This window comes from Thermocrinis minervae, assembly GCF_900142435.1.
In the GTDB taxonomy this organism is placed as follows: domain Bacteria; phylum Aquificota; class Aquificia; order Aquificales; family Aquificaceae; genus Thermocrinis_A; species Thermocrinis_A minervae.
The window spans coordinates 996,360-1,013,292 of the sequence record NZ_LT670846.1 but is presented as its reverse complement, the minus strand read 5'-3'; the positions used below and the strand labels follow the sequence as shown (position 1 = coordinate 1,013,292).

20 protein-coding genes are annotated in these 16,933 nt (G+C 45.3%); 12 read left to right on the top strand and 8 right to left on the bottom strand.

What is annotated here, in order from left to right; translation table 11 throughout:
* The first annotated feature begins 99 nt into the window (after positions 1–99).
* From B5444_RS07780 to B5444_RS05550, 6 genes are read left to right on the top strand one after another with little or no spacing between them, the layout of a single operon-like run.
* Positions 100–342, top strand: coding sequence for a c-type cytochrome (locus B5444_RS07780; protein ID WP_231967182.1), 243 nt, complete (start codon positions 100–102; stop codon positions 340–342).
* On the top strand, positions 321–575 hold the full coding sequence (locus tag B5444_RS05570) for a DUF7990 family protein (RefSeq protein ID WP_079654236.1): 255 nt from the start codon (positions 321–323) through the stop codon (positions 573–575). Before B5444_RS07780 ends, B5444_RS05570 begins: the two co-directional genes overlap by 22 nt.
* On the top strand, positions 566–1,375 hold the full coding sequence (locus B5444_RS05565) for an ArsA family ATPase (protein WP_079654235.1): 810 nt from the start codon (positions 566–568) through the stop codon (positions 1,373–1,375). The genes B5444_RS05570 and B5444_RS05565 overlap by 10 nt, the downstream gene beginning before the upstream one ends.
* The gene (locus B5444_RS05560; RefSeq protein WP_079654234.1) at positions 1,375–2,007 is read left to right on the top strand and encodes a lipoyl protein ligase domain-containing protein; all 633 of its coding nucleotides are present in this window, start codon (positions 1,375–1,377) and stop codon (positions 2,005–2,007) included. The genes B5444_RS05565 and B5444_RS05560 overlap by 1 nt, the downstream gene beginning before the upstream one ends.
* Positions 2,004–3,947 (top strand): translation initiation factor IF-2, encoded by a 1,944-nt coding sequence (gene infB / locus B5444_RS05555; protein ID WP_079654233.1) that lies wholly within the window; start codon positions 2,004–2,006, stop codon positions 3,945–3,947. Before B5444_RS05560 ends, infB begins: the two co-directional genes overlap by 4 nt.
* Complete coding sequence (locus B5444_RS05550; RefSeq protein ID WP_079654232.1) at positions 3,911–4,576, top strand: 7-carboxy-7-deazaguanine synthase QueE; 666 nt, start codon at positions 3,911–3,913, stop codon at positions 4,574–4,576. Before infB ends, B5444_RS05550 begins: the two co-directional genes overlap by 37 nt.
* On the opposite strand, the gene B5444_RS05545 is transcribed toward B5444_RS05550, so the two are convergent.
* From B5444_RS05545 to ilvD, 8 genes are read right to left on the bottom strand one after another with little or no spacing between them, the layout of a single operon-like run.
* Complete coding sequence (locus B5444_RS05545; protein ID WP_079654231.1) at positions 4,560–5,726, bottom strand: N-acetylmuramoyl-L-alanine amidase; 1,167 nt, start codon at positions 5,724–5,726, stop codon at positions 4,560–4,562. The genes B5444_RS05550 and B5444_RS05545 overlap by 17 nt on opposite strands.
* The gene (locus B5444_RS05540) at positions 5,701–7,353 is read right to left on the bottom strand and encodes an ATP-binding protein (RefSeq protein WP_079654230.1); all 1,653 of its coding nucleotides are present in this window, start codon (positions 7,351–7,353) and stop codon (positions 5,701–5,703) included. Before B5444_RS05540 ends, B5444_RS05545 begins: the two co-directional genes overlap by 26 nt.
* Positions 7,350–8,252: a hydroxymethylbilane synthase gene (gene hemC, locus B5444_RS05535; RefSeq protein ID WP_079654229.1), complete on the bottom strand. Its 903-nt coding sequence runs from the start codon at positions 8,250–8,252 to the stop codon at positions 7,350–7,352. The genes B5444_RS05540 and hemC overlap by 4 nt, the downstream gene beginning before the upstream one ends.
* A 4-nt stretch (positions 8,253–8,256) precedes the next feature.
* Entirely contained in the window at positions 8,257–9,198 is a 942-nt protein-coding gene (locus tag B5444_RS05530) for a DUF523 and DUF1722 domain-containing protein (protein WP_079654228.1), read from the bottom strand.
* A complete protein-coding gene (locus B5444_RS05525; protein ID WP_079654227.1) occupies positions 9,195–9,650 on the bottom strand; it encodes a hypothetical protein in 456 nt (151 codons plus the stop codon). Before B5444_RS05525 ends, B5444_RS05530 begins: the two co-directional genes overlap by 4 nt.
* 1 nt (position 9,651) lies before the next feature.
* The gene (nadA, locus tag B5444_RS05520) at positions 9,652–10,614 is read right to left on the bottom strand and encodes a quinolinate synthase NadA (protein WP_079654226.1); all 963 of its coding nucleotides are present in this window, start codon (positions 10,612–10,614) and stop codon (positions 9,652–9,654) included.
* 20 nt (positions 10,615–10,634) lie between these two features.
* Positions 10,635–11,405: a Gfo/Idh/MocA family oxidoreductase gene (locus B5444_RS05515; RefSeq protein ID WP_079654225.1), complete on the bottom strand. Its 771-nt coding sequence runs from the start codon at positions 11,403–11,405 to the stop codon at positions 10,635–10,637.
* Positions 11,405–13,072, bottom strand: a complete 1,668-nt coding sequence (gene ilvD / locus B5444_RS05510; RefSeq protein ID WP_079654224.1) for a dihydroxy-acid dehydratase — start codon at positions 13,070–13,072, stop codon at positions 11,405–11,407. The genes B5444_RS05515 and ilvD overlap by 1 nt, the downstream gene beginning before the upstream one ends.
* Positions 13,073–13,089: 17 nt before the next feature.
* Here ilvD and ispF point away from each other — a divergent pair, with 17 nt between their 5' ends.
* Genes ispF through B5444_RS05480 form a run of 6 tightly spaced genes read left to right on the top strand, consistent with a single transcriptional unit; the run spans position 13,090 to position 16,933 of the window.
* On the top strand, positions 13,090–13,560 hold the full coding sequence (gene ispF / locus B5444_RS05505; protein ID WP_079654223.1) for a 2-C-methyl-D-erythritol 2,4-cyclodiphosphate synthase: 471 nt from the start codon (positions 13,090–13,092) through the stop codon (positions 13,558–13,560).
* Complete coding sequence (locus B5444_RS05500; RefSeq protein ID WP_079654222.1) at positions 13,550–14,290, top strand: patatin-like phospholipase family protein; 741 nt, start codon at positions 13,550–13,552, stop codon at positions 14,288–14,290. Before ispF ends, B5444_RS05500 begins: the two co-directional genes overlap by 11 nt.
* Before the next feature lie 9 nt (positions 14,291–14,299).
* Entirely contained in the window at positions 14,300–15,016 is a 717-nt protein-coding gene (gene lptB, locus B5444_RS05495; protein WP_079654221.1) for an LPS export ABC transporter ATP-binding protein, read from the top strand.
* 19 nt (positions 15,017–15,035) lie between these two features.
* On the top strand, positions 15,036–15,683 hold the full coding sequence (locus B5444_RS05490; RefSeq protein ID WP_079654220.1) for a succinate dehydrogenase/fumarate reductase iron-sulfur subunit: 648 nt from the start codon (positions 15,036–15,038) through the stop codon (positions 15,681–15,683).
* 1 nt (position 15,684) lies between these two features.
* On the top strand, positions 15,685–16,530 hold the full coding sequence (locus B5444_RS05485; protein ID WP_079654219.1) for a permease: 846 nt from the start codon (positions 15,685–15,687) through the stop codon (positions 16,528–16,530).
* Between the two features lie 49 nt (positions 16,531–16,579).
* Entirely contained in the window at positions 16,580–16,933 is a 354-nt protein-coding gene (locus B5444_RS05480; protein WP_079654218.1) for a roadblock/LC7 domain-containing protein, read from the top strand.

Here is a 16,933-nt window from a genome sequence, read left to right as displayed (position 1 = left end):
GCCCAAGGACAGCAACAGCAGCAACAACCTGCCCAAGAGCAAAAGCAGCAGGAGCAGAAGTCAGAACAAAAGCAGCAAGGTGCAGCCCCTGCAAAGGATATGCAAGCTCTAGCTCAGCAAAAGGGTTGCTTCGCATGCCATGACATAAACGTGAAGAAAGTGGGTCCTGCGTACAAGGATGTGGCTAAAAAGTATGCTGGTCAAGCAGACGCTGTTGATAAGCTTGCTCAGAAGATAAAGAACGGTGGTGCAGGTGTATGGGGCAACGTACCCATGCCACCACAGAATGTGACAGACCAAGAGGCCAAGGACCTGGCCCAGTGGATACTTTCTCTAAAGTAATAGCCTTTCTAAGGGAGTTTGACAGGCTTCACTTTAGGCAGATTGTCGGTTTAGAGTACACACACATAAGGGATGCCTTGATGGCATCCCTCTTCCTTGAATACTTTGGTCTGGACAATCCGTTGGGTGTATACACCCTAGACCTATATCCTTACCTTTTAGAAGAGTTTCATCTCTGGCATAAAAGTTTGGGACAGGATAGAAGCTCTTCAAAGATCTTCCCGTGCTGCTAAAGAGGATCGTACTCTTCGGTGGAAAGGGTGGGGTCGGTAAGAGTACCCTTTCATGTGCCTTATCTTTAAAGCTTTCTTCCTTTGGTAAGACTCTACTGCTTTCTTTGGATCCTATGCATTCCCTCTCTGGTATACTCAAGATAGAAGTGCCTCCTGAACCTAGGGAAGTGTATCCAAACCTCTTTGCATGTGAACTTGATGCACAAAAAGTGGCAAGGGAATACGTAGACAGAGTACTCGAAAATCTAAGGGCTGTTCTTTCTCCTAAAGCTCTGGAAGGTTTTCTGAGGTTTGCTTCCATACTATACCAGTCGCCCACGTCTTTGGAAACAGCATCCCTAGACAGGCTTGCGGATTACATCATGCAAGGAGATTACGAGTACATAATCTTAGACTTTGCTCCCACTGGTAACATGCTGAGGATTCTAAACACCATAGACCTTCTTAAAGACTGGTTTGGGTGGATAGTAGAAGTGGCAAAAGAGCACAGAAGGATAAGCTCCTACCTTGGCAGGGAAGAAAAGCTCTTGGACATGCTTTTGGAAAGGGAGAAGAAGGTAAAAACTCTAAAAAAGACCTTTGAGGAAAAAGGTATACTCTTCGCCGTGGCGAGGGATGAAGAACTATCCATAGAAGAGGCCAAAAGGCTTTTATCTTACAAGGGATTTTCTTACTCCTTTATGGTTATGAACGCGTGCGATAAGGGTGAGGATTTTTATGTCCCACCTGTAGAAAAACCCTATGGTATTGAAAACCTCTTGAAGCTAAATGTGGAACCTTTGCTTGAGGTTGTGCTCTGATGGTGGAGATTCTTCCAGGAAAGGAGAACATGGAAAAAGACCTTATGAACTTATACCTTGTAGAGGAGGGAAAGGAAGATAGACTTTTTCGTCTTTATATGTGGTCGGAGCTTACTGTAAGTATAGGGTACTCTCAGAAGGAGAGGAAATTTTTAGTTCCTGTGGTCAGAAGGCCAACGGGTGGAGGAGCCCTTCTACATGGATGGGACCTTTCCTTCTCCATAGCTGACTTAAAGGAAAGATGGGGAGAGAATGCAGGAAAGATATACAGAGAGGTTATGGGAAGGCTGCTGGAAGTATTAAGATCCTTTGGTATAAACGCGCGGATGTCAAAGAATAGGTCAGGCTATGCGGATGCTTACTTCTGCTACTTTTATCCTACCCTCGGGGAGATAACGGTGGAGGGTAGAAAGCTGGTGGCTTGTGCTATGAGAACCCTCAGAAGGTCTTTTCTCTTGCATGGAAGCATCTTCCTCAGAATGGATTACGGGATAGCATCTGAAATACTTGGCGTGAGTATAGATCACATATTAGAAAGAGTAATAAGCCTTGAAGAATTAGGCTTTGATAGTACCTCTTTATTAGATAGGCTTTCAGAAAGGCTCTTCAAGGCTTATAATTTAAAAGGATGAAGGGAATTAGTATAAAGGAACTTGCAAAGAGGTTTAACACCACGGAGAAGAAGATAAAGGAAATCTTATCCGAGTGGGGTATAGAAGGGAAGAACGATTATATAACCGAAGATGCCCTAAAGATAATAGAAGAGGTACTCTTAGAGGAACAGAAGGAGAAGAAGAACGGTGCCCAAAGAGGTAAGACTGTATACATACCACAGGAAGTTACCGTTAGAGAGCTTGCGAACATCCTTGAAGTCCCGGCCAACCAGATAATGGCAGACCTTCTTAAGAAAGGCCTTATGGTGACAATAAACCATAGCGTACCTTATGAGGTTGCTGTTGAAATAGCTAAATCTTATGGCTTTACTGTACAAACGGATTCTCAGCAACAGGAAAGCGTAAAGAAACCTGTAGAAGAGAAGAGTGAAGAATCATCTGAGAACCTCCAACCTAGACCTCCTGTAGTGGTGGTTATGGGACACGTAGACCACGGAAAGACCACCCTCCTTGATACCATAAGGAAGACAAACGTAGCAGCAAGGGAAAAGGGTGGTATAACGCAACACATAGGTGCCTCCATGGTAGAGCTTCCAGACGGTAGAAAAATAACTTTCTTGGATACACCAGGGCACGAAGCTTTTACTTCTCTAAGAGCGCGTGGTGCCCAAGTAACGGACATAGCCGTACTGGTGGTTGCTGCAGACGATGGAGTAATGCCACAGACCATAGAGGCAATAAACCACGCTAGAGCTTTCAACCTACCCATAATAGTAGCAGTTAACAAGATAGATAAGCCTGATGCCGATCCACAGAAAGTCAGGCGGGAACTGTCCGAACTCGGTCTTATACCAGAAGAGTGGGGTGGAGATACCATCTTTGTAGACATATCAGCCAAAACTGGTAAAAACGTGGACACGCTTTTAGAGTACATACTTTTATTGGCTGAGCTTTTGGAACTGAAAGCAGATCCTACTAAGAAGGCCAAAGGAGTGATAATAGAGGCCAAACTGGACAAACAAAGGGGGCCTGTAGCCACAGTTCTAGTACAGGAAGGAACATTAAGGGTAGGAGATGTATTCGTGGCTGGTGTCACCTACGGTAGGGTTAGGGCAATGATAGATGACAAGGGGAGGAACATAAAGGAAGCTGGACCGTCCACACCTGTAGAGGTACTCGGTTTTGAAGACCTACCCATACCTGGAGATACCCTAAAGGTAGTTGACGATGAGAAGACAGCACGCGAACTAGCTGAAGAAAATAGGACAAAGCTGCAGCAGCAAGAAAAAGCTCCAAAGGCACTCTCCTTGGAAGATCTGTACAAGAAAATACAGGAGGGAGAAGTAGAAGAGCTCAGGCTAATAATAAAAGCCGACACTGTAGGTTCTGTGGAAGCTTTAAAGAAGGCGCTGAGTGAAATAAAGGTAGAGGATATAAACATACGGATACTCCATGCGGATGTAGGAGCCATAACGGAAAACGATGTGATACTTGCCAAGGCTACCGGTGCTATAGTGATTGGCTTTAACACAAGGCCTGACGTCAAAGCCAGAGAGGCTATGGAAAGAGAAAAGGTAGATGTTAGGCTGTACAACATCATATACGAAGTGGTGGATGATGTAAAGAAGGCCCTCAAGGGCCTTCTGAAGCCCATAGAAAAAGAGGTAGTGCTTGGATCCGCAGAGGTGAGGGCCACCTTCAAGATAAAGGGTGTGGGTACTGTGGCGGGTTGTTATGTGCTTGAAGGAAAGATCGTAAGAAACGCAAGAGCAAGACTTATAAGAGATGGTGTGGTAATATACGACGGTAAGATTGAAAGCCTAAAGAGGTTCAAGGAAGATGTTCAAGAGGTAGCAAGAGGCTTTGAATGCGGTGTAAAGCTAAAAGACTACAACGATGTAAAAGTGGGTGATATCATAGAATGCTACGAAGTGAAGTTAGAAGAAAGACAAATCTGAAGATTTCTGAGATATATCCTACCATTCAAGGAGAAGGTTTGCTTGTAGGTGTTCCCTCTCTCTTTATACGTTTACAAGGCTGTAACCTAAGATGTCCTTGGTGCGATCAGCCCGAATCCTTAGAGCTCAGCTCTACGAAGGCTACCCTGATGAGTTTAGAAGACATTCTTCAAAAGGTGCTTACCTTTCCATACGGGCATGTGGTTATAACTGGTGGTGAGCCCTTTCTTCACAAGGAGCTATCCATTTTGGTGGAAGAGCTTTTACTTTTGGGAAAATCTGTACAGATAGAAACGAACGGTACTCTTTGGAACGAAGCCATAGAGCCATTTGCATATAGAATCCATATAACGTGTTCACCTAAAGGTGTAGTGAATTGGTATGTAAATCCAAATATCATTATGTACGCAAAGGAACTTAAGTTTGTAGTAGATGATGCTATAGATTTGGATGTACTTTTAAGGAAGGAATTTCTGAGATTTCTAGAGGAAGGTAGGGTTGTTCTGCAGCCAGAGGGGAATAAGAAAGTTTACTTGTGGAAAGCTTTGGAACTTCAGGAGAACTTACTTCATATGGGTTACCAGGTTAGAATCATACCCCAGGTCCATAAGCTTATAGGTTTAGACTGACGTTGACCGGTTGTTTGGGAAAGAAGTATCTGACTATAGCCTTGTAGAGAGCGTAAGCGAAGGTCTTTTGAAAATTTTCAGAAGCCATGAGTATAGCCTCATCTTTGTTGTTTATAAAGCCCACCTCTATTAAGACTGAGGGTATTCCAGGAGTTTTTAGAACGGCAAAGCCAGCCCTTTTAGTTCCTCTGTAGGTGATATTTCTTTGCATGACAGAAGAAAGTTCTTTAGCTACAAGCTTGGCAAAGTTTACGCTTTCATATAGGGTAACGTCCATGGCAAGGTCTGCGAGTACAACCTTTGCATCTGTGGGTATGTCAGAGTCACCAAGAACCAATTTTGCGTACTCCTTGTTTTTAACTATCTGTGTCTTCTTTACTTGTGCTGCCGAAGAGGATATGGCGAATATCTCCGTACCACGCGCCTGGGTGATACCCTCATCCGATGCGTTGGCGTGTATGCTTATAAACAGGTCAGCCCTCTTCTTAATAGCTATCTTTGCTCTCTCTTGAAGGGGGACGAAGTAATCGTCGTTCCTCGTTAGGAATACCTTGAACCGCCCATCCTGCTCTAAGTAGGTGGCCAGTTTTTTGACTATGGCCAAGGTTATGTCCTTCTCCTTTATACCCATGAATCCTATGGCTCCAGGGTCATGTCCTCCATGACCAGCATCCAGGACTATCACCCTTCTTTGGGTTATGAGCTTACCCTTTACAGACTCTTCCACCACTCTTTCGTTTCCCTTCGTGTTGTTCAAAACCTTAAGTACATCTGGGTCAAGGATGGCTATAAGGTTATCCTCTTCTTGAGATTTTTCTCGGTAAAGGTCCACAACTATGCGGAAGGGATCTTCCAAAGAAAAGGCCTTCACGTCGGAAAACTCACCCTCCACCACTAACCTAGTCCCCCATGGGTGCTTACCAACCCTGACCTTTACGTGTTTGGGTAAAGAGGATATCTGACCTTTAAAGTCAAAGAGGTCTATGACCATCCTGTTTGGGTTCTTTAGTTGGAGTATCTTGTAGTCTACCCTGTTTTTGAACTCAAAGACTAACCTTTCCTTTTCAGGATAGCTTCCGTACCTTACGGTGAGGTTCTGGGCAAACCCAAAGGAGATTATTAGATTAAGTATCAAAATTGCTAAAAACATCGGGCACCTCTTCCTTAACCTCTTCTTTACGCGTTGCCCAAGGAGGTTTTGGAAACCTCACCACCACCGGCGTGGGTATGTCTGGCTGGTGGATGATCATTGTACCTTTCTTGAGCATCATGGCCCTTATCTTAAGGTTTCCAGTAAGAAAGTCGTACTCCTTGCTTTGTACCTCGGCGCTGTCTATCCTTCCTAAAACTCTAACCGCCGAGTTGGCCACTATCCTCTTTTCTACCTCGCTGGCTGTTTGCTGGGCACCTATGAGCAGCACACCCAAGCTCCTACCACGCTCTGCTATCTCTAAGAGTACATCCTTTATGGGACTCCAGCCTTCTCTGGGTGCATACTTATTAAGTTCGTCAAGGAGTACAAAAACTTTAGGGTAAGGGCTTGCTCTGTCCTCTTTCTCCTTGAAGAGCTTTTTAAGCACAGAACCCACTACGAACATCTTGGCTATGTTGTGGAGTGAGCTTATGTCTATGACGCTTACTTTAAACTTCTCCCACTCTATGGGGACAGACTCTGTTCCCCCTACGAGGTGTTTGATCTTTTCCTTGGCTCTTTGGAACCTCCTCATGAAGGCTCTTACTGTGGTGGGTTCTGCACTACCAAACCAGTCGCGGTAAAGCTTTGAAGACCTATCTATCTCCCTTTCTTCCAAGGCTTTGAGGAAAATCCCCTCCAGGTCATCCAGGTTTTCCATATCGCTTCCGTAGTCATTTATAAGCCTGCCGTAGGGACTGTCTTTTGCAAGCTGGTAGAGTCTGTTCATTACTCTGTCTATGACAAAGTGGAGGTTTGACATCCCTTCATCACCTTCTGCAAACATAAACTTTAGGAGGCCTTCTTCCGCAAAGTCTCTCATACTCCATCTGAAGGGAACCACCTTCTCGTCCATCCTCTCCGAGGAAGGTTTTGTGAAGTCTTTGGGATCTGGTGGTACGTAGAAGATAACGTCGCTGAAGGGTTTTGCATCCAGACCCATCCTCATAAACATCTGTCTGTCCTCTTGACTCATGTCTTTGTTCTCTTTGTCTATCCAGAGTAGGTCCTTCCCTTTGACGTTGAATATTATGCCGTGAATGTTCTTCTCGCTGCTCTTCTTGATTATGGAGTACAGTAAAAAGAGGGCGTAGGATGTTTTTGTGGCCACGCCAGACATGCCAGATATGTTTACATGCGCGCCTTCTTTTCCGTTTAGGAAATGATAGTTTATGTAGACTACGTTCCCACTTCTTGTGATACCTGCAGGTATTTTTTCCTTCATCTGATCTGCGTATATGGCCTTTTGATACTCTTCACCTTCGGCTAGAAAAACCTCGTCACCTGGAGATGGTGGTACAAGGTATTCGGGTTCTATCCTAGTTGTGTTTACCCTGGCTATATAAGCCACGTTTACAGGTATGACACCCTGCTTTGCTAGCTGCGTCTCAAAGACGTTTTGTACGCCTTCCCAATACTTGTATACCTCTACCACAACACCGTAGTACTTTACCTCTGTGTTTCCTATGGAACACTTAACAAAGACAAAGTCATCCATCTGTAGCAAATTTCCCTCTTCTACACCTACCCAGAACTCCAAGGGAGTTATGTTCTTTGAACCTAAAATAAAACCTACCCTCTTCATGAGTAGATCTCCCTAAGGATCTCCTCTCCACCCATTGATAGAAGATCTTTGGCTAGTGCCTCTCCCACCGATTCAGCCTCCTCCGGCTTTCCTTCTTTGTAGCTTTCTATAAATTTATTCCCTTCTAGGTCTGAGATAAAGCCCCTTATGATCAGCTTGTCTCCCTCCAGCTTGGCAAAAGCTCCCATGGGTACCTGACAACCGCCTTCTAGGGTCTTCAAGAAGGCCCTTTCAGCCTTAGCGCATATCATACTCTCTTCATGGTTTAGCACTGAAAGGATCTTTTTAAGTTCTTTGTCTTCTTTTCTTACTTCTATGGCAAGGGAGCCTTGTCCTACTGCGGGTATGAAGTCAAGAATCTGGGTTATCATATGCTCGTAGCCCATCCTTTTAACGCCAGCATACGCAAGTACTATGGAGTCGTAAAGCCCTTCCTCCAGCTTCCTTATCCTCGTGTCCACGTTTCCCCTTAATACTTCTACCTTTAGGTCTGGCCTTCTTCTAAGTATCTGCACTTTCCTCCTTAGGGAGGATGTTCCCACTACTGAGCCAGGTGGGAGGTCCTCCAACTTTTGAGAGTTTTTAGAGATGAGCACGTCGTATGGGTCTTCTCTCTTGGTCACGCAGCATATCTCAAGACCTTCTGGTAAGACTGTGGGAACATCCTTAAGGGAGTGTACTGCTAGGTCTATCCTGCCCTCCAGCAGGGCTTCTTCAATTTCTTTAACAAAGAGGCCCTTACCGCCTATCTTTGCCAGCGGGACGTCCTTTATCTTGTCACCGGAGGTAGTGATAGTGACTATCTCCACTGTATGACCTTCCTTCTCAAGAAGGCTCTTTACGTAATTGGCCTGCCAGAGGGCCAGCTTACTCTTCCTGGTACCTAGCCTAAGATGCATCTAATCAATTATAAACATGCTGGAGCTCCTCGGGATATGGCCAGAGGTACGTTTGGGTCATAAGGTACTCGTTTTCAAACCTGTAGGCCCAGTTTTTGAGGAGTTCTATGAGTAGTGTTCTGGGTATCTTGCCTTCCTTGTAATCTTCCGCAAGCTTGAGAAAATGATGCTTTTCCCTCTCTTTTAACTTGGAGGACAGATGTCCATAGATGTGTAGGATGACGTTGTAATGCTTCTTCTTGCTTGGCCTGTTTGCTATAGTTTGAACAAATAGCTTTTTGTAACTTTCGTAGGTTTCCTCTAAGCTTTTGCTACCTTCGGCTACAAGCCTTCCCATCTGCTTTAGTTTTAACTGATGATGAGCCATAAGGAAGTACTTGTACCTTTGATGAAAGTTCATAAGGTCTTTTATGCTTTTGGGCCTGAAGCTTCTCAGATCTGCGAGGGCAAAGATGCTGGAAAGGAAATGGTCTCTTATCTCCGGGTTCTTAAGCCTGCCTTCGTCTTCCACAGGAAGGTGTGGGAACCTCTCTATGACCAGCTTGGCAAAAAGACCCTTACCCCTTGCGTAAAATTCCTTACCCCATGGATCTCTGTAATGTAGGGTGTTGGAAACACCGCAAGATGGTGATTTGGACTTTAGCAGGAAACCATCCACCTCCGGCAGCGAGTCTAAGAACTCCTCTGTGAAGGAGATCATCTCCTTCGTTAGATCCTTGCCTGTAGCGGGTTGGAAGAGTAGCATATCAGGGCCTTGCCTGTAAACTATTATCTTTTCTCTTGGAACTCCTAGACCTATAGCTACCTCTGGGCATACCTTTATGACGTTCACGTAATTGGATAGAGTCTTGGCGAGCTTATCTTCCACCGTACCCCCGTTGTACCTTACGGCTTCTCCTGCAAGACAGGCACTGTAGACTACTATAGGCCTTTCAAAGGTCCTCATTTTTCTACTTTCATGAAGATCTTTAAGAGGTAGTCGCTGAAGATGTATCTGGTAAGGGCTAGCCTTTCCCTAAACTGGTAAGGGACTTTTTCGTAGGTCTCTGTTAGTTTAAAAGCCTTCCAGACGTCAAAACCTGCAAACTCTCCTTCGAACAGAAAATCTTCCCTTTTTGATAGCTCCTCGACGGCAGATCTGGTTAGCATCCTGCCCATTACAAACCTCTTACCTTCCTCTTTTAAGTTCTTAACCATCCTGCTCTCTTCTGAAAGCTTAAGCTCCAGGGTCTTACTGAAGATAAGGCCTTTCTTTTTTATCCTGAAGGTTATAAGACCTTTCTCTATCTTAGTTTCTAGCCCTAGGGCTTGGGAAAGTGTAGCCTCTGGTATGTGTGCCTCTATCTCTGCGTCCATCAAGTTTCCAAGGTTTAAAAGGTCTTCTATGAATATACCCATGTTAAGACAGCTCCAACATCCTTTCTATGGGCTTTCTTGCCCTTTGGATTATGTCCTCTGGGAGCACCACTTCGTTGGTTTCCTTGAGCAGGGTCTCGTATACCTTGGGCAGGGTTATAGCCTTCATGGTACAACAGTAAACAGTACCACAATAGTTCATAGACTGAGGGAATATGTACTCCTTGTTAGGATTTTTCTTCTTTAGGGTGTGTAATAGACCTACTTCCGTTATCACTATAACCCTGTTAGAGTCGCATGTGGTGGCATAGTTGATTATCTGGGATGTGGAGCCTACGAAGTCTGCAATCTCTATTACCTTTGGATGGCATTCGGGGTGTACGGCCACCTTTGCGTCTGGGTATATCTCCTTAAGCTTTAGCACCTCTCTAGCTGTAAACTCAAAGTGGGGAGGACAGAAGCCTTGCCAGATGATGAACTCCTTGTCTGGTATATGCTTCTTTACCCAGTTGCCCAAGGCTTGATCTGGTATGAATATGATCCTTTTGCTTTCAAGCTTGGAAACGACTTTTATGGCGTTTGCTGATGTTACACATACGTCAGATACGGCCTTTACCTCTGCTGTGGTGTTGACGTATGCTACTACCTCTGCGTCTGGATACTTCTCCCTTAACCTGAGGACGTCTTCGGCCTTTATCATGTCTGCCATGGGGCAACCAGATTCGGGATTGGGGTGTAACACCTTTTTGGTGGGGTTTACTATCTTTGCCGTTTCACACATGAATCTTACACCGCAGAAGACTATTATGTCCGCATCTGTTTGGCTTGCCTTACGGGAGAGCTCTAGTGAGTCTCCTACAAAGTGTGCTATGTCTTGAACTTCTGGCCTTTGGTAGTAGTGGGCTAGTATTACGGCGTTCTTCTCTTCTGCTAGCCTTCTTATCTCCTCCTGGAGCTCCTTTATCTCCTTATGCGATAGCTCCCTTTCTACCTCAAGCTTTACCATAGGATTTTTATATTAGCCTTTCAGGAGATATTTTCTATGATATTGATGATCCTTCCTGCTCGTTCTACAGAGCCTCTGTCATAATCTCCTAAAAGGAAACTTTCTAACATCCACCTTAACTTATCCCTTTTCCTCTGCACCATCAACCTTCCTTCTGAGTATACGGCTTCTTCTCCAAAGTCCAAGATTACTTTCCCTTCGTCCACATTCCATATTCTTCTTGGGTGTGGGCTCTCCCACTGGACGCTTAGTTCAAACTCTGCCTGGTCTGCGTAGCCTCTCAACGTCCAAACACCATTCTTTACGCTAAGTTCTTTAACCTCAACCTTTGAATAAGTTCTTAAAAGTAGGTAAAGGTCATGCCATGCGAGATCCCAAAGGGGTGAAACGTAACCTTTCCCTCTTCCAAACCTCTCTATCTTTATGCTCTTTGCATTTTTGGGTATATGCTCTGCACATACGGAAAAGCTTTCCACCTCCGAGACATAGAGATTGTCGAAAGAGGATATCCTTTCAAAATCCTTTGATGAAAGGGCTGGCGGCTTTTCCAAAAGCACAGGTAGACCTTTTTCTAAGAAGGCTAGGGCCACGTCCACGTGCTTGGAAGGGTCTATGGCTATTATAACTGCCTTAAGTGGTTCGTTTACTTCCCCGTAGTGACAGTAAAAGGGATGTTCTCCGTCTCTTTTTGAAGAGTCTATGTCACAAAGGACAGGACTTTCCCCCATCTGCTTTATCTTCTGCAGATACTTACTTCCCATATTGCCAAGGCCTATGAGAAGTATGTGCATCAGGCTTCTAGTATGGCACCTTTAGAGGCTGAAGTTACCAACTTGGCGTACCTTCTGAGCCAAGGGCTCTTTATGGGCTTTTGCTTAGGTACAAAGCTTTCCATCCTTTTTTTGAACTCTTCTTCGCTTATTAGCAGCTCTATCCTCCTTCCTGGAATGTCTATAAGTATTTCGTCACCATCCTTGACTATGCCTATGGGTCCACCAGCTGCGGCTTCAGGAGATATGTGACCTATACAGGCTCCCCTGGTTCCACCAGAGAATCTACCATCGGTGATGAGAGCCACCTTATCCCCAAGACCCATACCCATTATGGCAGAGGTGGGCGAGAGCATCTCCCTCATACCGGGCCCACCTTTGGGTCCTTCATACCTTATGACCACCACGTGTCCTGGCTGTACCTTTCCGCCTAGTATACCCTCTATGGCCTCCTCTTCAGAGTCAAAGCATATGGCCTTTCCTTTGAACACCAACATGTTGGGATCAACACCAGCCGTCTTTACCACGCAACCTTCTGGAGCCAAGTTTCCATAGAGTACAGCTATACCACCCTCGTGTGTGTAAGGGTTGTCGCAGGTCCTGACTACTTGACCGTCTGGATCTGGTGCCTCTTGAGCTATATCCCTGAGGGTTTTTAGGCTTACTGTCATAGCATCTGGTTTAGGAAGCTTACCAGCCCTTATGAGCTCTTTAAGGATTGTAGGTATACCACCTACGGCATCTAGGTCCTGTATGTGGTACTCGGAGGCTGGGGATATCTTGCATATGTTGGGTACAGATCTGGATATCATGTCTATCCTTCTCAAGTCATACTCTATACCAGCTTCTCTGGCTACAGCAAGTAGGTGCAGGACTGTGTTCGTGGATCCACCCATGGCTATATCAACCGCAAAGGCGTTGTCAAAGGCTTCAACGGTTAGTATGTCCCTGGGTCTTATGTTCCTCCTTAAAAGCTCCATTATCTGTCTTGCTGCCTGTCTTGCCAGTAGTTCCCTTCTTGGATCTACAGCTGGTATGGTTCCGTTTCCAGGTAGAGCAAGGCCTAAGACTTCCGTAAGGCAGTTCATGGAGTTGGCTGTAAACATACCCGAACAGCTACCGCAGGTGGGACAAGCAGTTTCCTCTATCACCTTGAGCTGACTCTCTGTTATCTTGCCCGCCTTTAGCTGTCCTATACCCTCAAAGACGGTGATAAGGTCCACTTTTTTGCCGTTTAGTTCACCTGCTAGCATAGGGCCACCGCTTATGAATATGGTGGGTATGTTCAGCCTTGCAGCAGCCATCAGCATGCCTGGGACTATCTTGTCACAGTTTGGTACACATATTAGAGCGTCAAGTTTGTGGGCTTCTACTACTGTCTCTATGGAGTCTGCTATCAACTCCCTTGAGGGTAGGGAGTAGTGCATACCTGAGTGTCCCATAGCTATACCGTCGTCTACGCCTATAACGTTGAACTCTATGGGAACTCCTCCGGCTTTCCTGATCTCTTCTTTTATGGGAAGGACAAACTCCCTAAGGTGTACGTGTCCAGGTATTATGTCTATGTAGGAGTTAGCTATGCCTATAAGGGGTTTGTCAAAGTCCTCATCTGTGAGACCGCATGCCCTAAGTAAGGCTCTGTGTGGTGACCTTTCTATACCCTTTTTAACTTCGTCACTCCTAAACATAGTATTAAATATATTAAATGGTACGTATAGGTTTGGGTTTTGATTCTCATCCCTTTCAGGAAGGGAGAAGACTTCTTTTGGGGGGTGTGGACATACCAAGCCCAGAAGGTTTAAAAGGACACTCGGATGCAGACCCTCTTCTGCATGCTATAACGGATGCTATATTGGGTGCCATAGGAGAAAAGGACATAGGGGAGCTCTTTCCTAACACAGATCCTAGGTGGAAGGATGCTCCTTCACAGCTTTTCTTGGAGAAGGCTCTAAGCTTGGCCAGAGAGAAGGGTTTTAGGGTGGTAAACCTTGACTGTGTGATAGTGGCAGACAGACCAAAGATAAGCCCTTACAAGGATACCATAAGGGAAAACCTATCAAGGCTTCTTGGGGTAAAAAAGGAAAACATATCCATAAAGGGAAAAACCAGGGAAGGCTTTTGCCCAGATAACGGTATTGCTTGCATGTGTGTGGTGCTTTTAGAAGATGAAGGTTAACTTAGTCCTTTCGGGTGGTGCAGCGAGGGGTATAGCTCACATAGGTGTTCTGCAGGCTTTGGAAGACCTAAGGGTGGAAGTGATCTCTGTAAGCGGTGTAAGTGCAGGTGCTCTCGTAGGAGCTTTCTACTGTGCGGGATATACTCCCAAACAGATGTTGAAGCTTATAAAAGAGACAAGGTTATGGGAATGGATAAGACCTCGCATACCACCAAAGCTTGGTCTCTTTTCCTTACAGAGGGCAAAGTTTCTTCTCAAGAAGTACCTTCCAGAAAGGCTGGAAAGCCTAAAGATTCCTCTCTTCGTGTGCGCTCTTGACATAAAGACGGGAAGAACACTTTACTTTCGTGAAGGTGAGCTCTACAGTGTAGTCCTGGGAAGCTGTGCCCTTCCTGGTGTTTTTGAGCCTGTAAAGCACTTCGAGTACATGTTAGTAGACGGTGGAGTCACGAACAACTTACCCGTTGAACCCTTCCAAGAATCTGAAATTCCTACCCTGTGCGTGGACGTAAACCCATACGATGTGAACGGAGAGCCCAGAAACATTCTACATCTACTCCTTAGGAGCTTTTTCCTTGCCGTCAGGTCCAATGTAGATAAGAGGAAGGAGTTTTGTACCTACCTTATAGAACCGGACCTGAGGGGTTACTCCCTGGTAAGCCTAAGGAAGGCTGACGAGCTCTTTAGATTAGGGTATGTTCAAACCATGCGGATTCTGCGGGCGGTATAATAACCCAGGATGTTGGTAGCCGATGGCATAAGAAAAAGCTATGGACCAAGAGAGATACTCAAGGGTATAAGTCTAAAACTGAACAGAGGAGAGGTAGTAGGATTACTTGGTCCCAACGGTGCTGGAAAGACAACCCTTTTCAACTGTTTGATAGGCTTTACATCTGTAGACGATGGGAAGATAACGCTGGAAGGAGAGGACATTACACATCTCCCTGCCCACATAAGAGCAAAGAAAGGTATAGTCTTTTTACCCCAGGAACATACCCTCTTTGAAGACTTAACGGTGATAGAGAATCTTCTGGTTTTTCTAGAGTTCTTTGAAAAGGATAGGGACGTGCAGTATGCAAGGGCTCAGGAACTACTAGAGAAGTTTGGTCTGTATGAGCTCAAAGATCTAAGAGCAGGAAGGCTTTCGGGTGGACAGAAGAGGAGGCTTGAGATAGCCAGAGCTTTAATACCGGAGCCCAAGTATGTGCTATTGGATGAGCCTTTTGCGGGTATAGATCCCATAGCCGTGTCGGACATAAAAAGTCTCATATTCTTGCTTAAGTCTGAAAGCATTGGTGTTCTTGTTTCAGACCACAACGTGAGAGAAACCATAAAGATAGTAGACAGAGTGTACGTGCTGTCAGATGGAAGCATCTTAGCAGAAGGAAGCCCTCAAGAAGTAGCAAACAACCAAAAGGTAAGAGAGGTTTACTTGGGGAAGGACTTTAGCCTCTAATGGTCTATCTTTAAATAACATGGAAGTTGAGGTACTTATAAAAAGAGCGGAGGGCTATCAACCATACACCGTAGAGGTGTACAAGGGTATGACCATCCTGGACCTTCTTAACGCAATAAAAGAAAAAGATCCTACCTTATCCTACAGACACTTCTGCAGGGCTGGTGTATGCGGGACCTGTGCCGTCAGGGTTAACTCCAAGCCTGTGCTTGCATGCAGCACAAAGGTGGAAGGTCTAGATACACCTATAAAGATAGAGCCTTTGTACAACTTTCCTGTCATCAAGGACCTCGTGGTAGATCATGAACCTCTAATAGACAGGGTAAAGGGCCTTTTCAGCAGGAATGGTCTGGTAGACCAAGACGAGTGGACTTACAGAAGCTACGAATGTATACTTTGCGGCGTATGCGATGAGGTATGTCCTGTGTTGGCCGAGAGCCACGCTTTTGGTGGACCCATGTACTTCCTGAGAGCTTACAAACATATAAAAGAAGTGTACCCAAGCCTTAAGGAGAAGTTTATCCAACTTTGCACTCACTGTAACAACTGTTCTCTGGCGTGCCCCAAGAGACTCTTTCCAGAGACAGCTATCAGGAAAGAGGAGAACTACCTGCAGGAACTCGGTTTACTGCCAAAGCCAGCAGGCTTTGACTTTTTGAGCTTTTAGCATGTGGTTTGTTGAGGAATTCTTAAGGACCTTTTCACGCTATCTTTTAGAGATTTTCCCGTACTTTATGCTTGCCTTGCTTTTTGTGTCTCTCTTGGAAAACAGTAGGTTTTTCACAAAGGTGGCTCACTTTCTAAGAGGAAGGGACGCTTTAGCTGTCCTTAGCAGCATACTTATAGCAGGGATGATGCCCCTGTGTTCCTGCTCCATGCTGCCAGTGGCCATGATGATAAACTCCATAAGCAGAAGCTATTCTCCTGTCGTCGCCTTTATGATGGTAGCACCCGTAGTATCCCCCATAAGCCTGGCCTTCACCTACAGCCTGTTTGGTCTTAAGGCACTTATCTTTAGGTCTTTGGGTGTGATCATCTTTGCCCTCTTAGCTTCCTTTACGATAGGAAGCTTATTTAGGAAGAAGGAACAGTTTTCCATCCCGATTAACCCACCCATCCAAAGCAATGGTTTACTAAAGCTTTTCCTGACTAACCTAAGGACAGTAGGTAGAACTATGCTTTTGGGTATACTTATAGTGTCTGTTGCGGAAACTCTACTGCCAGATGACCTTCTGACGGGTTTTTCTAAACTACCCTTCTCCTACATGTTTATATCCGTCCTAGCCACACCCGTGTACGTATGTTCTGGAGAGGACGCCTTCATAGCTAAGTTCTTGACCTCGCTTGGTTTAACCCATGGCAATGCCCTGTCCTTTATGCTGGCAGGTAGTGGTGTATGTCTTCCCACTGTTCTTTCTGCCCTCAGCTTTTTACCCAAGAAGCTGGTATTGTTGTACTCCGTATGTGTTTTCTTCATGGCAGTCGTGCTCGGTTTTCTTTACGATGTTTCGTAAAAAAGGATTATGATAAAATGAATGTGGGATATACACAAAGGAGGGAAGTATGGATAGGTATACGCAGATTCTCCAGGAGCTCATAAAGAATACTGGGTTGGAAGGTGCCGCTTTGGTCTCCGCCGACGGCTTGCCCGTCTCTTCCGTACTAAAACCTGGACTTGAGGAAGACAGGATAGCAGCTATGAGTGCTGCAATACTATCTTTGGGTGAAAGAGTGGCCGAGGAGCTGGAGAAAGGAGGGCTTGAGCAGATAACCGTAAAAGGGCACAATGGCTATGTAATACTCACCGGAATAGGTTCAGATGCGGTGTTGGTTGTGCTGGCTGACAACAACGCCAAACTCGGACTTCTCCTTATGGAAATAAAGAAAGCTCAGGATAAGTTAAAAACTATGATATAA

Coding starts and splice junctions, on each gene's coding strand:
- B5444_RS05515 (WP_079654225.1), bottom strand. CDS start 11,405: ATGCACATACTTCTCATAGGCCTTGGCAATATGGGAAGTAAGTATCTG.
- ispF (WP_079654223.1), top strand. CDS start 13,090: ATGGTACGTATAGGTTTGGGTTTTGATTCTCATCCCTTTCAGGAAGGG.
- B5444_RS05560 (WP_079654234.1), top strand. CDS start 1,375: ATGGTGGAGATTCTTCCAGGAAAGGAGAACATGGAAAAAGACCTTATG.
- B5444_RS05500 (WP_079654222.1), top strand. CDS start 13,550: ATGAAGGTTAACTTAGTCCTTTCGGGTGGTGCAGCGAGGGGTATAGCT.
- B5444_RS05485 (WP_079654219.1), top strand. CDS start 15,685: ATGTGGTTTGTTGAGGAATTCTTAAGGACCTTTTCACGCTATCTTTTA.
- B5444_RS05545 (WP_079654231.1), bottom strand. CDS start 5,726: ATGTTTTTAGCAATTTTGATACTTAATCTAATAATCTCCTTTGGGTTT.
- nadA (WP_079654226.1), bottom strand. CDS start 10,614: ATGGTAAAGCTTGAGGTAGAAAGGGAGCTATCGCATAAGGAGATAAAG.
- infB (WP_079654233.1), top strand. CDS start 2,004: ATGAAGGGAATTAGTATAAAGGAACTTGCAAAGAGGTTTAACACCACG.
- ilvD (WP_079654224.1), bottom strand. CDS start 13,072: ATGTTTAGGAGTGACGAAGTTAAAAAGGGTATAGAAAGGTCACCACAC.
- B5444_RS07780 (WP_231967182.1), top strand. CDS start 100: ATGCAAGCTCTAGCTCAGCAAAAGGGTTGCTTCGCATGCCATGACATA.
- B5444_RS05530 (WP_079654228.1), bottom strand. CDS start 9,198: ATGAGGACCTTTGAAAGGCCTATAGTAGTCTACAGTGCCTGTCTTGCA.
- B5444_RS05540 (WP_079654230.1), bottom strand. CDS start 7,353: ATGAAGAGGGTAGGTTTTATTTTAGGTTCAAAGAACATAACTCCCTTG.
- B5444_RS05550 (WP_079654232.1), top strand. CDS start 3,911: ATGCTACGAAGTGAAGTTAGAAGAAAGACAAATCTGAAGATTTCTGAG.
- B5444_RS05525 (WP_079654227.1), bottom strand. CDS start 9,650: ATGGGTATATTCATAGAAGACCTTTTAAACCTTGGAAACTTGATGGAC.
- lptB (WP_079654221.1), top strand. CDS start 14,300: ATGTTGGTAGCCGATGGCATAAGAAAAAGCTATGGACCAAGAGAGATA.
- B5444_RS05490 (WP_079654220.1), top strand. CDS start 15,036: ATGGAAGTTGAGGTACTTATAAAAAGAGCGGAGGGCTATCAACCATAC.
- B5444_RS05480 (WP_079654218.1), top strand. CDS start 16,580: ATGGATAGGTATACGCAGATTCTCCAGGAGCTCATAAAGAATACTGGG.
- hemC (WP_079654229.1), bottom strand. CDS start 8,252: ATGCATCTTAGGCTAGGTACCAGGAAGAGTAAGCTGGCCCTCTGGCAG.